Below are 14,613 nucleotides of genomic sequence, written 5' to 3'. Positions count from 1 at the left end.
AGGGAATGTTCGTATGATGGGTTCTCGTAGCTCGCCAGGCGCGCGGGCAGGAGCGGAGACATGGCTTTGAAGGCAGACGCACTTCTCCTCCTCTGCGGCGTGACGGCCGGGCTGCCGGCGGTCGCCGCGGCCGCCGACGGCGAGCGGTACGACCCCTACGCGAAGATGGCCACCGGCGCGCATCGCTACGACATGCGCGAGGTGTTGCAGTCGCGTGGCAAGTTCGTGGCCGAACCGGTCGAGCAGCCGGACCTGTCGCAGCTCGACTCGTTGCCCCTGAGCGCGCGCGCGTCAGAGCCGCAGGTGCCCGGGCAGCTGCCCGAGGGGTGGGTGCAGATCGGCGAGGTCGTGCAGCGGCGCGAGATCGCCGAGGGCCGCAAGCAGATCGACCCGAAGCCGCTGCCGGCCTGGGAGGACATCGAGGGCAACCAGTACCCGCGCAAGGGCACGGTGTTCCTCAACTTCAACGGCGGCATGCTCAAGGCCGGCGACGACAACTCGGCCGAGAACAAGTCGACGCTGGCTCGCCACAACCACCCGTACCCGGTGTTCAACGGCTCGGAGGCGACCGCGCTGACCCTGATCCAGGCGGTCCAGCAGGACCTCGAGACGCTCGGCGTCCGCGTCCTCTATCTCAACCGCCCGAGCAAGACCGTGCCGTACACGATGGCGATGGTCGGCGGCTCGTGGTCCGACACCAACATCGGCGACCCGGCCGGCGGCGTCGCCCCGGGCACCGACTGCGAGGACCGTGACCAGCGCAACGTGGTCTACGCGTTCGACAGCAGCTCGGCGACGATCAGCCAGGAGATCGCCCACGCGTGGGGCCTCGACCACACGCTCGGCAGCGATCGGATCATGAGCTACCAGGCGGGCAACAACAAGCACTTCGGCGACAACTGCCAGGCGTTGTGCGAGGAGCAGTGTCAGGGCCCCGGCACCATCGGCTGCCGGCTGATCCACGAGGTCTACTGCGGCGAGGACAGCGAGCAGCAGAACGACCTCGCGGAGCTCAACAAGATCTTCGGCACCCCCGAGGACGACACCGAGCCGCCCACGGTCAACATCCTGCCCGACGGCGACGTGATCGAGCTGGAGGTCGGCGCCGACATCGAGGTCAAGGCCGACATCCACGACAACTACGGCGGCGTCGGCTGGCGCATCAAGGTCAGTCGCGACGGCAAGGTCGCGCTCGACGAGGTCGACTACGAGAAGGTCGGCGCCTGGTACTTCGCCAACCTCGAGGCCGGCACCTACGAGGTCGTGCTCGAGGCCGAGGACCACGCCGAGCACGTGGTCCAGGACAAGCTGACGATCTTCGTCGGCACGCCGGCGCCGCCCACCGGCAGCGGGGGCGACAGCGAGGGCGACAGCGAGGGCGAGGGCACCACCGCCGGCGGCGACTCCGACGCCACCGGGGGATCTGCCAGCGACGGCAGCACCTCCGAAGTAGGTCCGGGGGCCGACGACAAGGGCGGGTGCGAGTGCCGCAGCACCGATCAGGGGGCGGGCAGCGCGCTCGGCCTGCCGCTCCTCGGCTTGTGGCTGGCCCATCGGGCCCGCCGGCGCCGTCGGGCCTGAAGCAGCAGGCGGCCCGTGCGCGGATGCGCGCGTGACCTCCACCGCGCCCCTGCGGCTTGACCGGCCCGGGCGGCCACGCATATAAGCCTGTTCCCTCGCGCCCGGCGAGGGTCTCGAAGAACGATCCGGGCGGTCGCAGCCACCATCTGGCTGCCGCGTGGGCGGGCGGATCGCCCCAGAGAATGCGAGCGCTTCGTGTCTGAGAACCAGCAAGCCATCATTCGTACCGGCGGGCGGCAGTTCCGCGTCAGCACCGGTTCCGTGCTCCGCGTCGAGAAGCTCCCGGTGGAAGCCGGCGCCACGATCGACTTCGAGGTGCTGCTCGTCGGCCAGGGCGACGCCGTGAAGATCGGCAAGCCGCTGGTCGCCGGCGCCAAGGTCGAGGCCAAGGTCGTGAGCCACGGGCGCGGGCCCAAGCTCATCGTCTACAAGTTCCGCAAGCGCACCAACTACCGCAAGAAGCAGGGCCACCGGCAGGCCTACACCGAGGTCAAGATCACCTCGATCACCGGCTGAACCGCGCCGCTGGAGAACGACGATGGCACACAAAAAAGGTCAAGGTTCGATCAAGAACGGCCGCGACTCGAACGCGCAGAACCGCGGCGTGAAGCGGTTCGGCGGCGAGGTCGTGCGCGCCGGCAACATCCTGGTCCGGCAGGCGGGCAGCAGCTTCCACGCTGGCCCGAACGTCGGCACGGGCAAGGACTACACCCTGTTCGCGCTGGTCGACGGCACGGTCCGCTTCTACAAGCGGGGCCACGAGCGCAAGGCGTTCATCGCCATCGACCCGCTCGCGGCCCAGGCAGACACTGCCGCCGCTGCGGAGTGAGCGATGCGCTTCATCGACCAGGTCCGGATCGTCGTCCGCGCAGGACGAGGCGGCGACGGGCTGGTCGGCTGGCGCCGTGAGAAGTTCGTGCCCGACGGCGGTCCCGCGGGCGGTGACGGCGGCAAGGGCGGCGATGTCGTCTTTGTCGCCGACGATCATTTGACGACGCTGCTGGACCTGAAATTCCGCCAGCACTTCGCGGCCGAGAGCGGGCGCCCCGGCGGCCCCAACAAGATGACGGGCCGCTCGGGCAACGATCTCCGGATCCGCGTGCCCGTCGGCACGACGGTGTTCTTCGAGGCGCTGGCCGGCGAGCCCGGCGAGCGTCCGCCGTGGCTGGCCGACAGCCTCGACGAGGAGCTCGACCAGGTCGGCGCGATCACCTGGACCGACGACGGCACCGACGACATCCCGGAGCCGGTGCGGGTCCAGAAGTCGGGGCCGATCCGCCGCGCGCAGGCCGAGAAGGAGCGGCGCGACACGGAGCTCGAGCCCGGGGCGCAGCTCGGCGACCTGACTTTCCACGGCCAGGAGCTGGTGGTGGCCCACGGCGGCCTCGGCGGCCGCGGCAACGTGCACTTCCGCAGCTCGACCAACCGCGCGCCCGACTTCGCCGAGCCCGGCGTCGGCGGCGACGCGTACTGGCTGCGGCTCGAGCTCAAGCTGCTGGCCGACGTCGGCATCGTCGGCTTCCCCAACGTCGGCAAGTCGACCTTCATCCGCGCGATCAGCCGCGCCCGCCCGAAGGTCGCCGACTACCCGTTCACCACCCTGGTGCCGCAGCTCGGCGTGGTCGCCCTGGCCGGCGAGCGCTCCCTGGTGGTCGCCGACGTGCCGGGGCTGATCCACGGCGCCAGCGAGGGTCGCGGCCTCGGCCTCGACTTCCTGCGCCACCTCGAGCGCACGCGCGTGCTTCTGCACCTGCTCTCGCCCGACCCGACGCCCGGCCGCGACCCGATGGCCGACCTCAAGGCGCTCGAGAAGGAGCTCACGCAGTATGGCCCGATGTTCGAGGGCCGGCCGCGGGTGGTCGCGCTCAACAAGATCGACACGCCGGAGGGCCAGGAGGCGATGGGTCCGCTGCGCAAGCTGCTGCGGGCCCAGGGCATCCCGCTGTTCCCGGTCTCGGCGCGCACCGGCGAGGGCGTGCCGGAGCTGCTCGAGGCGCTGTGGCGCCGCGTCGATATGGTCCGTCGCGGCGCAGCGTCGGGCCCGCTGCCGCAGGGCTAGCGGCTGCACGCCAGGGCATGCTCGCAGGAGCATGTCCTCGCGCGCATGACGAAAGGGGCATGTCCTGGCGGACATGCCCCTTCGTGCATACGACCGAGGTCGCTCAGCCGCGGGTCGCCTTGTCGCGGGTGTCGTAGACCTGGACGTTGTTGGGCTTGATGCGGCCGGTGGCGTAGAGAAGGCGCGCGTTGGCGGTGCGGAGGTCGATGCGCGAGTTGACGATCCGGAGGATCGCGGTCAGCTGGTCGGCCTCGGCGTCGATGATGTCGTTGGTGGTGGCGGAGCCGACGGCGAACAGCTCGGTGGCGACGCGATAGGCCTCGACCGCGGACTCGAGCGTGCGGGCGCTGAGCTCGATGTCGGCGATCGCCTTGTTGCGGGCGAGGTAGGCCTGGGTCACCTCCATGGCGATCCCGCGGCGCATGACCTCGATCTGGGCCATGAGCTCGCGCTTGTTGGCCTTGTACTCGCGGATCTCGGCGCGCGTGCGCAGGGCCGAGTTGAGCGAGTAGGTCAGCTGGGCGCCGACCGACCACGACCCGCGCCACACCGGCGCCAGCGGGAAGAAGCGCTGGTTCGGGTTGGCGTAGGTGGCCTCGGCGAACGCGTCGAGGCGCGGGAAGTAGCCGGCGCGGGTCGCCTTGATGCCGTAGTCGACCGCGCCGATGCTCTTCTCCATCGACTTGAGCTCGAGCCGCTTGTCGTGGGCCTCGCGGATCATGGCGTCGAGGTTGCCGAGGTCGGCCATGTCGGGCGGCAGGTCGATGACGTCCTCGCCGGGCGAGAAGTCGAGGTCCTGGTCGTTGAGCATGATCGCCAGGCCCTGCTCCGCGGTCGTGCGGAACACCCGGGCGTCGTTGATCGCTTGCTCGATCTGCGCGATCTGGGCGGTCAGGCGCATCACCTCCGCCTTGGTCGCGCTGCCGGCGTTGAACAGGTTCTCGACGTCGAGCGCGCGCGCCTTGACGCGGCGCAGCGAGTCCTCGACGGCGACCACCGAGGCGACCGTGCGCAGCCAGTTGTAGTAGGCGAGGCGGGCGTCGGTCTCGACCTTGATGCGCTCCGCGTCGCGGGCGAGGGCGACGGCGTCGCGGCGGGTCTCGGAGCCGCGCTTGGCCGGCACCAGCGACAGGATGTAGTCCGAGATCGGGACCGACAGCTGGGCCTGCAGCGAGTACGAGTTGAGCGGGATCTGGATCTTGAACGGCGGCGCGACCACCAGCGTGAGCGGCTGGCCGGTGTTCGGGTCGACCGTGCACATCTGGGGCGAGCCCATGGCGCACGGGCCGATGCCGATCGGGATCGGGTCGCCGCCGGGTTCGGGGCCGGTCGCGGCGCCGACGCTGTAGCCGCCGCCGAAGTTGATCGCGGCCTTGGACAGGCGGGTGTAGCCGGCCTTGCCCGAGAGCTGCGGCAGGAAGGCGATCATCGTCTGATCGAGCTTGGCCGCCGCGGCCTGGATCTGGGCCTCCTTGGCGGCGACCGAGGGCGACTCGGCGACCGCCTGCACCGCGACCTTGTCGGCAGTGAGGCCGCCGGACTTGGGCGCGAGCGCCTCGGCGAGCGGGCCCTCGCGGAGGTACGCGGTGGCATCGAAGGGGGCAGCATCGGCGGAGGCGGGCGGAGCTTGCCGGGTGGGCGGCGGCGGCGGGCCCAGGGGGGCCGGAGCCGTCAGCGCCAGGGCGACAGACCAAACGAGGGACATGGTGGGAGCGTCCTGTGCGAAAGAACCTGTTCTAAAGAACCTGTTCGAAGGGGAAGGTACCCCGGCCGCTCACTCCGGCGGCTTGGTGACGCGGCGGAGGCGGGGGAACACGACCTCGCGCTCGATCTCGAAGTCGTCGGACGGCGGCCGCGGGGCCTCGGCGACGAGCACCGGCATGACCAGGTCGGGGGGCGGGGCCTGGGCCGGGGTGACGGCCGCGGCGTGGGCCTGGGCCGGGGTCGGGATGGGGTCGTCGAGGGTCTCGGCCGGCTTGCTGGCGTCGACGCCGAAGAACTTGAAGCTGATCCAGCGCATCGACCGGCTGGTGACCATGCGGTCGAACAGCAGGTAGACGACGGGGACGACGACGAGGGTGAGGACGGTGGAGGTGATCATGCCGCCGATGACGATGACGGCCATCGGCGCGCGGGTCTCGCCGCCCTCGCCGAGGGCCAGGGCGACGGGGATCATGCCGAAGATGGTGGCCGCGGCGGTCATGACGATCGGGCGCAGGCGGATGGTGCCGGCCTGGACCAGCGCCTCGGTGATGACTGCCCCCTTCTCGCGCTCGCTGTTGGCGAAGTCGACCAGCAAGATCGCCGTCTTGGTGACGAGGCCCATCAGCATGATGAGGCCGATGAACGAGAAGATGTTGAGCGACATCCCGGCGAGGTAGATGCCGCCGAACGCGCCGACGACCGACAGCGGCAGCGAGACCATGATCGTGATCGGCTGGATCAGGCTGTCGAACTGGGCCGCGAGGATCATGTAGACGAGGATGATCGCCAGGGCGAGGGCGAAGATCATCGACTCGAACGACTCCTGCATGACCTCGGCGTCGCCCATGAAGCTGGTCTGCAGCTTCGACGGCACGACCCGCTTGGCGGCGTCGGTGACGATCTGCTGGGCCTCGCCGAGGGTGACGTCGTTGAGCGCCGCCAGCACCAGCACCTGGCGCAGGCGGTTCTGGCGCTCGATCTCGCTGGGGCCCTCGCCGCGCTCGACGCGGACCACCGCCGACAGGTCGACCAGGCGACCCGAGGCCGAGCGGACCTTGATGTTGCCGAGCGACTCGAAGCTCGAGCGCAGCGACTCGGGCATGTAGAGGATGACGTCGTAGATCTCCGAGCCCTCCTTGAGGTCGGAGATCGGGTCGCCGGCCATCAGCGAGCGCACGGTGCGGGCGATCGAGGCGATCGGCACGCTGAGGTCGGCAGCCTTGTTGCGGTCGACCGCGATCGCGACCTCGGGCTTGCCGCCGCGGTACGAGGTGTCGAGGTCGACGAACTTGCCGGTCTCGGCGAGCTGGCCCTTGAGCGCCTCGGCGGCGGCGACGACCTCGTTCAGGTCGGTGCCGCGGATCGAGAACTGGATCGGCTGGCTGCGGAAGCCGCCGTCGTTGCCGAACGGGTCGAGTTGGTCGACGGTGAACATCGCGCCCTCGACGTTGGCGAGGCGCTCGCGGGTCCACTTCATCGCGTCCTGCTGCGAGAAGCCGCGCTGCTTGGGCCGCTCGAGGGTGACGGTGATGCGCGCGCGGTTGACCTGGCCGACCGCGCCGCCGCCGATGGTGGTGAACGTGTCCTTGATCTGCGGCAGGTTGGCGCGCAGGTCGGCGGCCACGGCCTCGGACGTCTCGATGGTCGCCTCGAGCGCGGTGCCGGTCGGCAGCTCGACGTTGACGGCGAACTGCGACTGGTCCTCGGGCGGGAGGAACTCGGCGGGCACGCGGGTGACGAGGGCGCACGAGCCGAACAGCGACAGCAGAGCGATGAGGACGGTGGTCCACGGCCAGCGCAGCGACCAGCGCAGGACGCCGGCGTAGCCGCGCTCGACGGCGCCGAACATCTTGTTGAACAGGCGGGCGAACAGGCCGGGGGCGTGGCCGTGCTGCTGCCGCATGATGCGCGACGACAGCATCGGCGTCAGCGTGAACGACACCAGCATCGACAGCAGCACGGCCGCCGAGACGGTGAGGCCGAACTGGAAGAAGAAGCGGCCGATGATGCCCTTCATGTAGGCGACCGGCACGAACACCGCGACGATCGACAGGGTGGTGGCGATGACCGCGAGGCCGATCTCGCTGGTCGCGTCGAGGGCGGCGCGCATGCGCGGCTTGCCCATCTCGAGGTGGCGGTAGATGTTCTCGATCACCACGATCGCGTCGTCGACGAGGATGCCGATCGACAGCGACAGCGCCAGCATGGAGATGTTGTTGAACGAGAACCCCATGTACTGCATGAACGCGAACGTCGCCACGATGCTGGTCGGGATCGCCAGCGCGGCGATGAAGGTCGCGCGGATGTCGTGCAGGAACACGAGGATGATGACGATGGTGAGGATCGCGCCGAGGATGAGGTCGAACTTGACGTCACCGATGGCGTGCTCGACGAACACCGAGTTGTCGGTCGGCACGGCGGCGGTGATGCCCCGCCGCTCGAGGTCGGGCCGCATCTCGTCCAGCACCTCGCGCACCTGCTCGGCGAGGGACACGACGTTGGCGCCGGACTGCTTCTTGACGACCAGGGCGAGCGCCGAGTTGCCGTTGAGGAACGAGGCCGAGCGGGCGTCCTCGACGTCGTCGAGGACCTCGGCGACGTCGCGGATCCGGACCACCGCGCCGGGCGGGCCGGGGATCAGGATGTCGGCGATCTCGGCGGCGCTCTTGACCTCGCCGCGGGTCTTCAGCGTCAGCTCGCTGGTGCCGGTCTTGATGAAGCCGGCCGGCAGCTCGAGGCTCTGCGCCCGCACTGCGTTGGCGACGTCGTCGGCGGTGAGGCCGAAGCCGGTCATGCGCGCCGGGTCGACGAGGACCTTGATCTCGCGCTCGCGGCCGCCGATGAGGTCGACGTTGCCGACGCCCGAGATCTGCTGGAGGCGCTGCTTGACCTCGTCCTTGGCGATCCGCGTCATCTCGGCCATCGGCACGTCGCCGGCCAGCGCGATCGAGAGGATCGGCGCGGCGCCGACGTCGAACTTCTGCACCACCGGCGGGTCGATGCCCTGCGGCAGGTCGCGCTCGATCGCGGAGATCTTGTCGCGCACGTCCTGCAGCGCCTGGACGCCGTCGACCTCGAGCTCGAACTCCATCACCACCTGAGTGACGGCCTCGAGGTTGCGCGAGGTCATGCGCTTGACGCCGCTGATCGACTGCAGCGCCTCCTCGATCGGGTCGGCGACCTTGGTCTCCATCGTCTCCGGGTCGGCGCCCGGGTAGACGACGGTCGCGGTGACGACCGGGAATTCGACGTTCGGGAACAGCTCGACGCCGATGCGCGGCAAGCTGAAGAAGCCGAACACCATCAGCGCGGCGATCAGCATCGTCGCGAAGATGGAGCGGCGGATCGAGACTTCGGCGAGCAGCATGGCGGGACCTCAGTGGGTGCCGGCAGACGGCGGCGGGGGGTCGCTCGGGGCTTTCTTGCTCGGGTTCGCCTTGGCCACCTCGGCCTTGGCGTCGGGCGCGGCCTTGGCGTCGGCCTCGGGCGCCGAGCCCTCGGCGCCGGGCAGCACCGAGGCGAGCGGCGGGCGCAGCTCGATCTCGACGTACATGCCGGGGCGCAGCGCCCCGTCCTTGTTCTCGACGTCGGTGACGATCTCGATCGTTCGCGTGGCGGCGTCGACGGTCGGCTGGACGCGCACGACCTTGGCCTCGCGCGAGACGCCGAGCGCGGAGAAGTGGGCTGTGACCTGATCGCCGACGTGGACGAGCCGCAGCGCGGCCTCGGGGATCCGCGCCCTGACCTCGAGGACAGATTGGTCCTGGATCACGACGACGATGGTCGGCGGCATCATCGTCACGGTCTCGCCGACGTCCTTGAACTTGTGGGCGACGAGGCCGTCGATCGGCGAGACGACGGCCGAGTCGGCGGTGCCGCGGCGGGCCATCGACAGCGCGACCGAGGCCTGGTTGACCCCGTTCTCGGCGCTGTTGAAGGCCGACTCGGCCCGCTCGAGCACGGCCGCGGCGACGGTGCCCTTGGCGGCCAATTGCTGCTGTCGCTCGAGCTCGCGCTTGGCGTTGTCGCGGGCGATCTGGGCGCCCTGCAGGCCGGTCTCGGCCTGGCTGACGCCGAGCCGGGTCGAGCGGGCGTCGAGGCGGAACAGCACCTGGCCCTTCTTGACCATCTGCCCCTCCTCGACGTCGACCGAGGCGAGGGTGCCGCTCATGCGCGGGCCGAGCTCGGCCTCCTGCTTGGGCAGCGCGGTGCCGACGTAGCGCTCGATCGAGAGGTCGCGCGCGCCGGCCTTGACGCCCGGCTGCGGCCCGGGACCCTTGTTGCTCGGGACCGGGATCGTCGGCGCGGTGCCCTGCGCCGGCAGGGCGGGCTTCTCGGCCTCTTTGCTGTCGCAGGCGGCGACGAGGAGACCGGCGAGGACGAGGGGGACGATGGTGAGGCGTGCGGTCATGGGGCTTTGGCGCCGTGGAGGAAGAAGTCGATCAGGGGGTCGGCTTGCGTGCGGAGGCCGGGGGGACAGCCGGTTCGCACCCAGGAGAAGATCGTCGCGTCGGTCAGGCCGCTGAGGAGCACCGCCAGGCGCTCGATCGAGAGGTCGCTGCGCAGCAGGCCGCGCTCGACCGCGTCGCGCAAGGTGGCCTGGCTGAGCGCGAAGTAGCGGGCGTGGTTCTCGTCGATCAGCGCCTGCTCGATGCGCTTCTGGGCCCAGTCGAAGCCGCCGCCGATCGAGACGTAGAGCAGGAACAGCGCGCCGTGCTCCTCGAGGAAGTCGAACGCCTCGCGCGTGGAGGCCCGCATGCGCTCGATCGGGTCCGCGAGCTGCTGGTGGACCAGGATCCGCTGGTACACCAGCTCGTGCGTCCGCTGCAGGATCGAGCGGAACACCTCTTCCTTGTTCTTGAAGTAGTTGTAGACGGTGCCCGCGGCCACGCCCGCTTCAGCGGCGATGTCGGCCATCTTCGCGTCCTGGAATCCGAGCCGCCCGAACACCCGCGTGGCCGCGTCGAGGATCGCCTCGCGGTACGCAGCGCGCGTCTCCGTCCGTACCACCTCGCGGACTCGCGCACCACGCGTTTTGCGCGGCACATCGTCTCCGCCATCGACCCTGCGCGACACCGGGGGTTCATTGGCGTGAACGGAGATTCATGTCAAGGTGAGATCAGTATCGCTCGCGAAACAGGCCGACTTTCGCTGGTTTGGCGATTGGCACAAAAACTTCGCGCCAGGCCGCTGCGGGAGCGAGCTCTGGCGCGGGTTCACGGACTTGAATCGAAGTTCAGGTCGTACGTGGGAGCGGCGGGGCCTTCTGCGGCCGCAGATCTCCGAGCGCGTCGCGCAGCGACTTGGGCACGTCGATCCCGGTGGCCGCCTTGATCTGCTCCGAGGCGTCGACGAGGTGGGCGGCGAGCGGCTGTCCTTCGGTACCTGTCCCCTTGGGCAGGATCGTCAGGCGGTCGATCTTGAGCTCGCCGATCGTGCCGGCCAGGCTGTGGAACAGCGGGACCAGCTTCTGCATCAGCAGCACGTCGCGGGCCGCGGCGCCGCCCTTGTTGTAGGTGGCGGCGATCTGCGACAGCACCTGGGCGGTGGCGCGGCCCTGCTCGATGATCCGCGCGGCGTGGCCCTTGGCGTCCTCCTCGGACTTGCGCCGGGCGGCGTCGGCGGGCGCGAGGATGTCGGCCTGCAGCTGGCGGCGGACCTGCTCGATGCGCGCGTCCTGCATGCCGACCTCGGCGCGGGCCTGGGCGATGAGGGCCTCGACCTCGCCCTGCTGCTGGGCGATGAGCGCTGCGCGGCGGGTCTGGGCGTCGGCGATCCGGCGCTCGTTCTCCTTGAGGGCGATCTGGGTGTGCGCCTCGAGGGTGGTGAGCTCGGCGTTGCGGGTGTTGGTCCACCGCTGCTCGGTGGCCTGGGCCTGGCTGACGGCCTCGGCGATCAGGGCGTCGCGCCGGATCGCGGCGGCCCGCTGGCGGCCCATGGCGTCGAGGTAGCCGACCTCGTCGCTGACGTTCTGGATCTTCAAGGTGTCGAGCACGAGCCCGAGCTTGTTGAGGTCGTGCTCGGCCTCGGCGGCCAGGCGCTGGGCGAAGGTCTCCTTGTCGGTGTTGACCTGCTCCGGCGTCATGGTCGCCAGCACGCCGCGCAGGTTGCCCTCGAGGGTCTCGCGCGCGGTCTTCATGATCGAGTCGCGCGAGCGGCCGAGGAACCGCTCGACGGTGTTGTTGAGCAGCGGCTCCTCGCCCGGCACCTTGATGTTGGCGACGCCCTGGATGTTGAGCGGGATGCCGCCGCGCGAGTAGGCGTTCTTGACCTGGACCTCGATGATCATGTTCGTCAGGTCCATGCGGTCGACCGTCTCGAACAGCGGGGTGCGGATCGCCCGGCCGCCGCGGATGATCTTGTAGCCGAACAGCTTGCCGTCGGCGGTCTCGCGCTGGCGGCCGCTGAAGATCAGCACCTCGTTCGGCTGGCAGACGTACAGGACGTTCTTGATGATCAGCAGCAGCGCGACGAAGGCGATCGCGGCGACCCCGATCAGGGCCATCAATACTTCCATGTTCACTGGGCACCTGTCTTTCCGGCCAGGATCGCGGGCACGTCGACGCCGGTGGTCTCGCGCAGGGCGCTGAGCACCGAGGCGACCGCGCGCGGGTAAGAGGCGGCGTAGCTGGCGAGCGCGCTGCCGTCGCCCGGGTCGAGCGCGGCGACCTCGCGGACCTTGAGGTTCTGGATCGGGGCGAGCACGGCAGACAGCAGCTCTTCGAGGTGCTGGATGACGTAGATCTCGCGCGCCTGCGGGCCCATGGTCTGCCACGCCTCGCTGGTGAGGCGCAGGACCTCGGCCACCGCGGCGCCGTTCTCGATCGTCGGCGCGGCGTCGCCCTTGGCCAGGAGCAGCCGCGCGGCCCGGTCGACCTCGGCCGGGATGATGACCTCGGCCATCAGGCGCTTCTGCTCGAGCTCGCTGCGCACGGTCTGCAGCTCCTGCTCGGCGGCGGCGCGCGCGGTCTTGGCGGCGGCCTCGGCCTCGCGCTCGACCGCAGAGGCGCGGCCCTCGAGCTCGGCGCGGATCTTGGCCAGCTCGTTGCGCTTGACCAGGATCGCCGTCTCGGCCGCAGCCTTGGCCACCTCGGCGCGCTGGTTGGCCTGGGCCTGGGCCTCGGAGATCTCCTGCTGCGCCTGGCTCTCGGCCTTCTCGGCGTCGCGCAGGACGGCGGCGATCTGCGGCCGGCCCAGCGAGTCGAGGTAGCCGGTCTCGTCGGCCACGTGCTGGATCTTGAGGGTGTCGAGCTGCAGGCCGAGCTTGTCGAGGTCGTCCTGGGCGCTCTTGGCCAGGTTGTTGGCGAACTCGAGCCGGTCGTGGTTGACCGCCTCGGGGGTCATCTGCGCCAGCACCTCGCGCAGCGCGCCCTCGAGGGTCTGGCGCGCGACCTGCTGGATCTCCTGACTGGAGCGGCCGAGGAAGCGCTCGATCGCGTTGCGGATCAGCCGCGGGTCGGGGCTGATCTTGACGTTGGCGATCGCGTGGATCTTGAGCGGGATGTTGCCGGACGAGTAGGCGTTCTGCACGTAGACGTCGATCGACATCGCCGACATGTCGAGGCGGTCGATCACCTCGAGCACGGGGATCCGCCAGGCGCGGCCCTTGCCGCAGCCGTGGTACTCGGGCGCCTGACCGACGACGCCGCGGCCGAGGATCACCAGCGGGCCGAGGTCGACGCCGTCCTTCACGCGCTTGCGGCCGGTGAAGATCAGCGCCTCGTTCGGGTGACAGAGGTAGAGGAAATTCTTGACCAGCATCAGCAGGAGCAGCACGCCGAGGCCGATGCTGAGGGCGCCGACGATCGCCAGGCCGGCGACGTTTTGGGTCAGCGCTTCGAAGGTGGATTCCATAGCTGGCGCAGACGCCAGGTACGTGACGGGCGGGTTCACTCGATCCTCCGGTGGCAGGTTGGCCGCGGTCAGACGCCCGGGGCGCGGGCGACGACGGCGGTGGTGTCGTTCATGGCGATGACGAGGGCCTCTTCGCCGGAGGAGAAGCCGCGCTCCTCCTCGGTGGTGGCCAGGACGTCGACGGTGGTGCCCTTGAGCGTGAGCCGCACCTTGCCGAGGTCGCCGGCGCCGAAGCCGACCATCACGCGGCCGCTGCGGCCGATGTAGTCGGCGGCGCTGGCGGCCGTGCTGGTCTCGCTGTGCGAGAGGCTGCGGAACACCGCCACGGTGCCCTGGCCGGTCAAAAGGCCCATGGCGACCGCGGCGACGAGGGCGAAGGTCGGGCTGTCGACGAGGTCGAGGCCGTCGAGCACGAGGCCCGTGAGGCCGAAGAAGGCGAGGAAGAACATCCAGAAGCGCAGCGACAGGAAGGCGGTGAACAGCCCGGCCAGCGTGCCGTGGCTGTCGTCGACGCCGTGGTCGAAGTGCTCGGCCTGGGTGCCCGCGTCGCCGTCGCCGCCGCCGTCCTTGTCGCCGACGAGGATCGAGCCGAGGAGGAGGACGCCGCCGAGCCCGAACGCGAACAGGTAGAGGTAGATCAGCATCGCCTGAGGGGGCCTAACATTATGCCACGTCGACCGGCCTCGTGCGCGCCAGAAGCGCTCAGCCGGCCCCAGGGGCGCGACTTTCCGCAAAGAACGATGTACGCGCGGGGCCCGTCGACGGTTACGCTGCTGATCTGTCAGCATCTTCGCTGGAGCCATATGGCCGCCGACGACTACCGACTTTTGCAGCGCTCTTTTTTCGCCCGTGACGCGCTCGACGTGGCGCGCGATCTGCTGGGCAAGCTGCTGCGACGCGACGGCGTGATCGTGCGGATCACCGAGGTCGAGGCCTATCGCCACCCGAACGACAGCGCGAACCACTGCCGCTTCGGCCTGACCGAGCGCAACGCGGCGATGTGGGGCCCGCCGGGCCGCGCGTACGTGTACCTCTGCTACGGGATCCACAACATGCTCAACCTCTCGACCAACGAAGAGGGCGAGGGGGCGGCGGTGCTGATCCGCTCGGCCGAGCCGGTGCTGGGGCTGACGGAGATCCAGCGCCGCCGCGGCGCCACGACGACGGGACCGACGCTTCTGACCGGGCCGGGCAAGGTCGGGCAGGCGCTGCAGCTCGACACGTCGTGGTCGCACCATCCGGTCACCGAGCCCGGCGGGCTCGAGGCGCTCGACGCCCCGGCGGTCGGCGAGATCCTCGCCGGGCCGCGCGTCGGCATCGACTTCGCCGCCCCGGCCGACCGCGACGCCCCGTGGCGCCTGGCCGTGGCCGGGACGAAGTGGGTCAGCGCGCCGAAGGGCCTCCGCCCGGTGTAG

12 protein-coding genes are annotated in these 14,613 nt (G+C 70.1%); 5 read left to right on the top strand and 7 right to left on the bottom strand.

Going from position 1 to position 14,613, the window contains the following annotated elements; all coding sequences use genetic code 11:
- The first annotated feature begins 60 nt into the window (after positions 1-60).
- The 4 genes from OV090_RS14785 to cgtA all read left to right on the top strand — a co-directional run bounded on the left by OV090_RS14785 (position 61) and on the right by cgtA (position 3,640).
- Positions 61-1,581 (top strand): MYXO-CTERM sorting domain-containing protein, encoded by a 1,521-nt coding sequence (locus tag OV090_RS14785; RefSeq protein WP_267704274.1) that lies wholly within the window; start codon positions 61-63, stop codon positions 1,579-1,581.
- Positions 1,582-1,776: 195 nt separating this feature from the next.
- Positions 1,777-2,097 (top strand): 50S ribosomal protein L21, encoded by a 321-nt coding sequence (gene rplU, locus OV090_RS14780; RefSeq protein ID WP_267704273.1) that lies wholly within the window; start codon positions 1,777-1,779, stop codon positions 2,095-2,097.
- Between the two features lie 22 nt (positions 2,098-2,119).
- Positions 2,120-2,410: a 50S ribosomal protein L27 gene (gene rpmA, locus OV090_RS14775; RefSeq protein WP_267704272.1), complete on the top strand. Its 291-nt coding sequence runs from the start codon at positions 2,120-2,122 to the stop codon at positions 2,408-2,410.
- Positions 2,411-2,413: 3 nt separating this feature from the next.
- Entirely contained in the window at positions 2,414-3,640 is a 1,227-nt protein-coding gene (gene cgtA / locus OV090_RS14770) for an Obg family GTPase CgtA (protein WP_267704271.1), read from the top strand.
- A gap of 103 nt (positions 3,641-3,743) precedes the next feature.
- On the opposite strand, the gene OV090_RS14765 is transcribed toward cgtA, so the two are convergent.
- The 7 genes from OV090_RS14765 to OV090_RS14735 all read right to left on the bottom strand — a co-directional run bounded on the left by OV090_RS14765 (position 3,744) and on the right by OV090_RS14735 (position 13,842).
- Entirely contained in the window at positions 3,744-5,345 is a 1,602-nt protein-coding gene (locus tag OV090_RS14765; protein WP_267704270.1) for a TolC family protein, read from the bottom strand.
- 69 nt (positions 5,346-5,414) lie between these two features.
- Complete coding sequence (locus tag OV090_RS14760) at positions 5,415-8,711, bottom strand: efflux RND transporter permease subunit (RefSeq protein WP_267704269.1); 3,297 nt, start codon at positions 8,709-8,711, stop codon at positions 5,415-5,417.
- Between the two features lie 9 nt (positions 8,712-8,720).
- The gene (locus OV090_RS14755; RefSeq protein ID WP_267704268.1) at positions 8,721-9,755 is read right to left on the bottom strand and encodes an efflux RND transporter periplasmic adaptor subunit; all 1,035 of its coding nucleotides are present in this window, start codon (positions 9,753-9,755) and stop codon (positions 8,721-8,723) included.
- Positions 9,752-10,354, bottom strand: a complete 603-nt coding sequence (locus tag OV090_RS14750) for a TetR/AcrR family transcriptional regulator (protein WP_267704267.1) — start codon at positions 10,352-10,354, stop codon at positions 9,752-9,754. The genes OV090_RS14755 and OV090_RS14750 overlap by 4 nt, the downstream gene beginning before the upstream one ends.
- Before the next feature lie 226 nt (positions 10,355-10,580).
- Complete coding sequence (locus OV090_RS14745; protein ID WP_267707113.1) at positions 10,581-11,861, bottom strand: flotillin family protein; 1,281 nt, start codon at positions 11,859-11,861, stop codon at positions 10,581-10,583.
- A gap of 2 nt (positions 11,862-11,863) precedes the next feature.
- Positions 11,864-13,198, bottom strand: a complete 1,335-nt coding sequence (locus OV090_RS14740) for a flotillin family protein (RefSeq protein WP_267704266.1) — start codon at positions 13,196-13,198, stop codon at positions 11,864-11,866.
- Between the two features lie 68 nt (positions 13,199-13,266).
- Positions 13,267-13,842 carry a hypothetical protein gene (locus OV090_RS14735; protein WP_267704265.1) on the bottom strand — a complete coding sequence of 192 codons (576 nt, stop codon included), beginning with the start codon at positions 13,840-13,842 and terminating at the stop codon, positions 13,267-13,269.
- Between the two features lie 159 nt (positions 13,843-14,001).
- Here OV090_RS14735 and OV090_RS14730 point away from each other — a divergent pair, with 159 nt between their 5' ends.
- Positions 14,002-14,613 (top strand): DNA-3-methyladenine glycosylase, encoded by a 612-nt coding sequence (locus OV090_RS14730; RefSeq protein WP_346660363.1) that lies wholly within the window; start codon positions 14,002-14,004, stop codon positions 14,611-14,613.

It is taken from the genome of Nannocystis sp. RBIL2 (assembly GCF_026626745.1).
Classification (GTDB): domain Bacteria; phylum Myxococcota_A; class Polyangia; order Nannocystales; family Nannocystaceae; genus Nannocystis.
Note: the sequence above shows the minus strand (reverse complement) of the source record. Positions and strands in the feature narration are given on the sequence as shown.

What these genes read in the sequence shown, in the direction of transcription:
- OV090_RS14735 (WP_267704265.1), bottom strand. Translation starts at nt 13,842, where the DNA reads ATGCTGATCTACCTCTACCTGTTCGCGTTCGGGCTCGGCGGCGTCCTC.
- OV090_RS14785 (WP_267704274.1), top strand. Translation starts at nt 61, where the DNA reads ATGGCTTTGAAGGCAGACGCACTTCTCCTCCTCTGCGGCGTGACGGCC.
- rpmA (WP_267704272.1), top strand. Translation starts at nt 2,120, where the DNA reads ATGGCACACAAAAAAGGTCAAGGTTCGATCAAGAACGGCCGCGACTCG.
- cgtA (WP_267704271.1), top strand. Translation starts at nt 2,414, where the DNA reads ATGCGCTTCATCGACCAGGTCCGGATCGTCGTCCGCGCAGGACGAGGC.
- OV090_RS14745 (WP_267707113.1), bottom strand. Translation starts at nt 11,861, where the DNA reads ATGGAAGTATTGATGGCCCTGATCGGGGTCGCCGCGATCGCCTTCGTC.
- OV090_RS14765 (WP_267704270.1), bottom strand. Translation starts at nt 5,345, where the DNA reads ATGTCCCTCGTTTGGTCTGTCGCCCTGGCGCTGACGGCTCCGGCCCCC.
- OV090_RS14755 (WP_267704268.1), bottom strand. Translation starts at nt 9,755, where the DNA reads ATGACCGCACGCCTCACCATCGTCCCCCTCGTCCTCGCCGGTCTCCTC.
- OV090_RS14740 (WP_267704266.1), bottom strand. Translation starts at nt 13,198, where the DNA reads ATGGAATCCACCTTCGAAGCGCTGACCCAAAACGTCGCCGGCCTGGCG.
- OV090_RS14730 (WP_346660363.1), top strand. Translation starts at nt 14,002, where the DNA reads ATGGCCGCCGACGACTACCGACTTTTGCAGCGCTCTTTTTTCGCCCGT.
- OV090_RS14760 (WP_267704269.1), bottom strand. Translation starts at nt 8,711, where the DNA reads ATGCTGCTCGCCGAAGTCTCGATCCGCCGCTCCATCTTCGCGACGATG.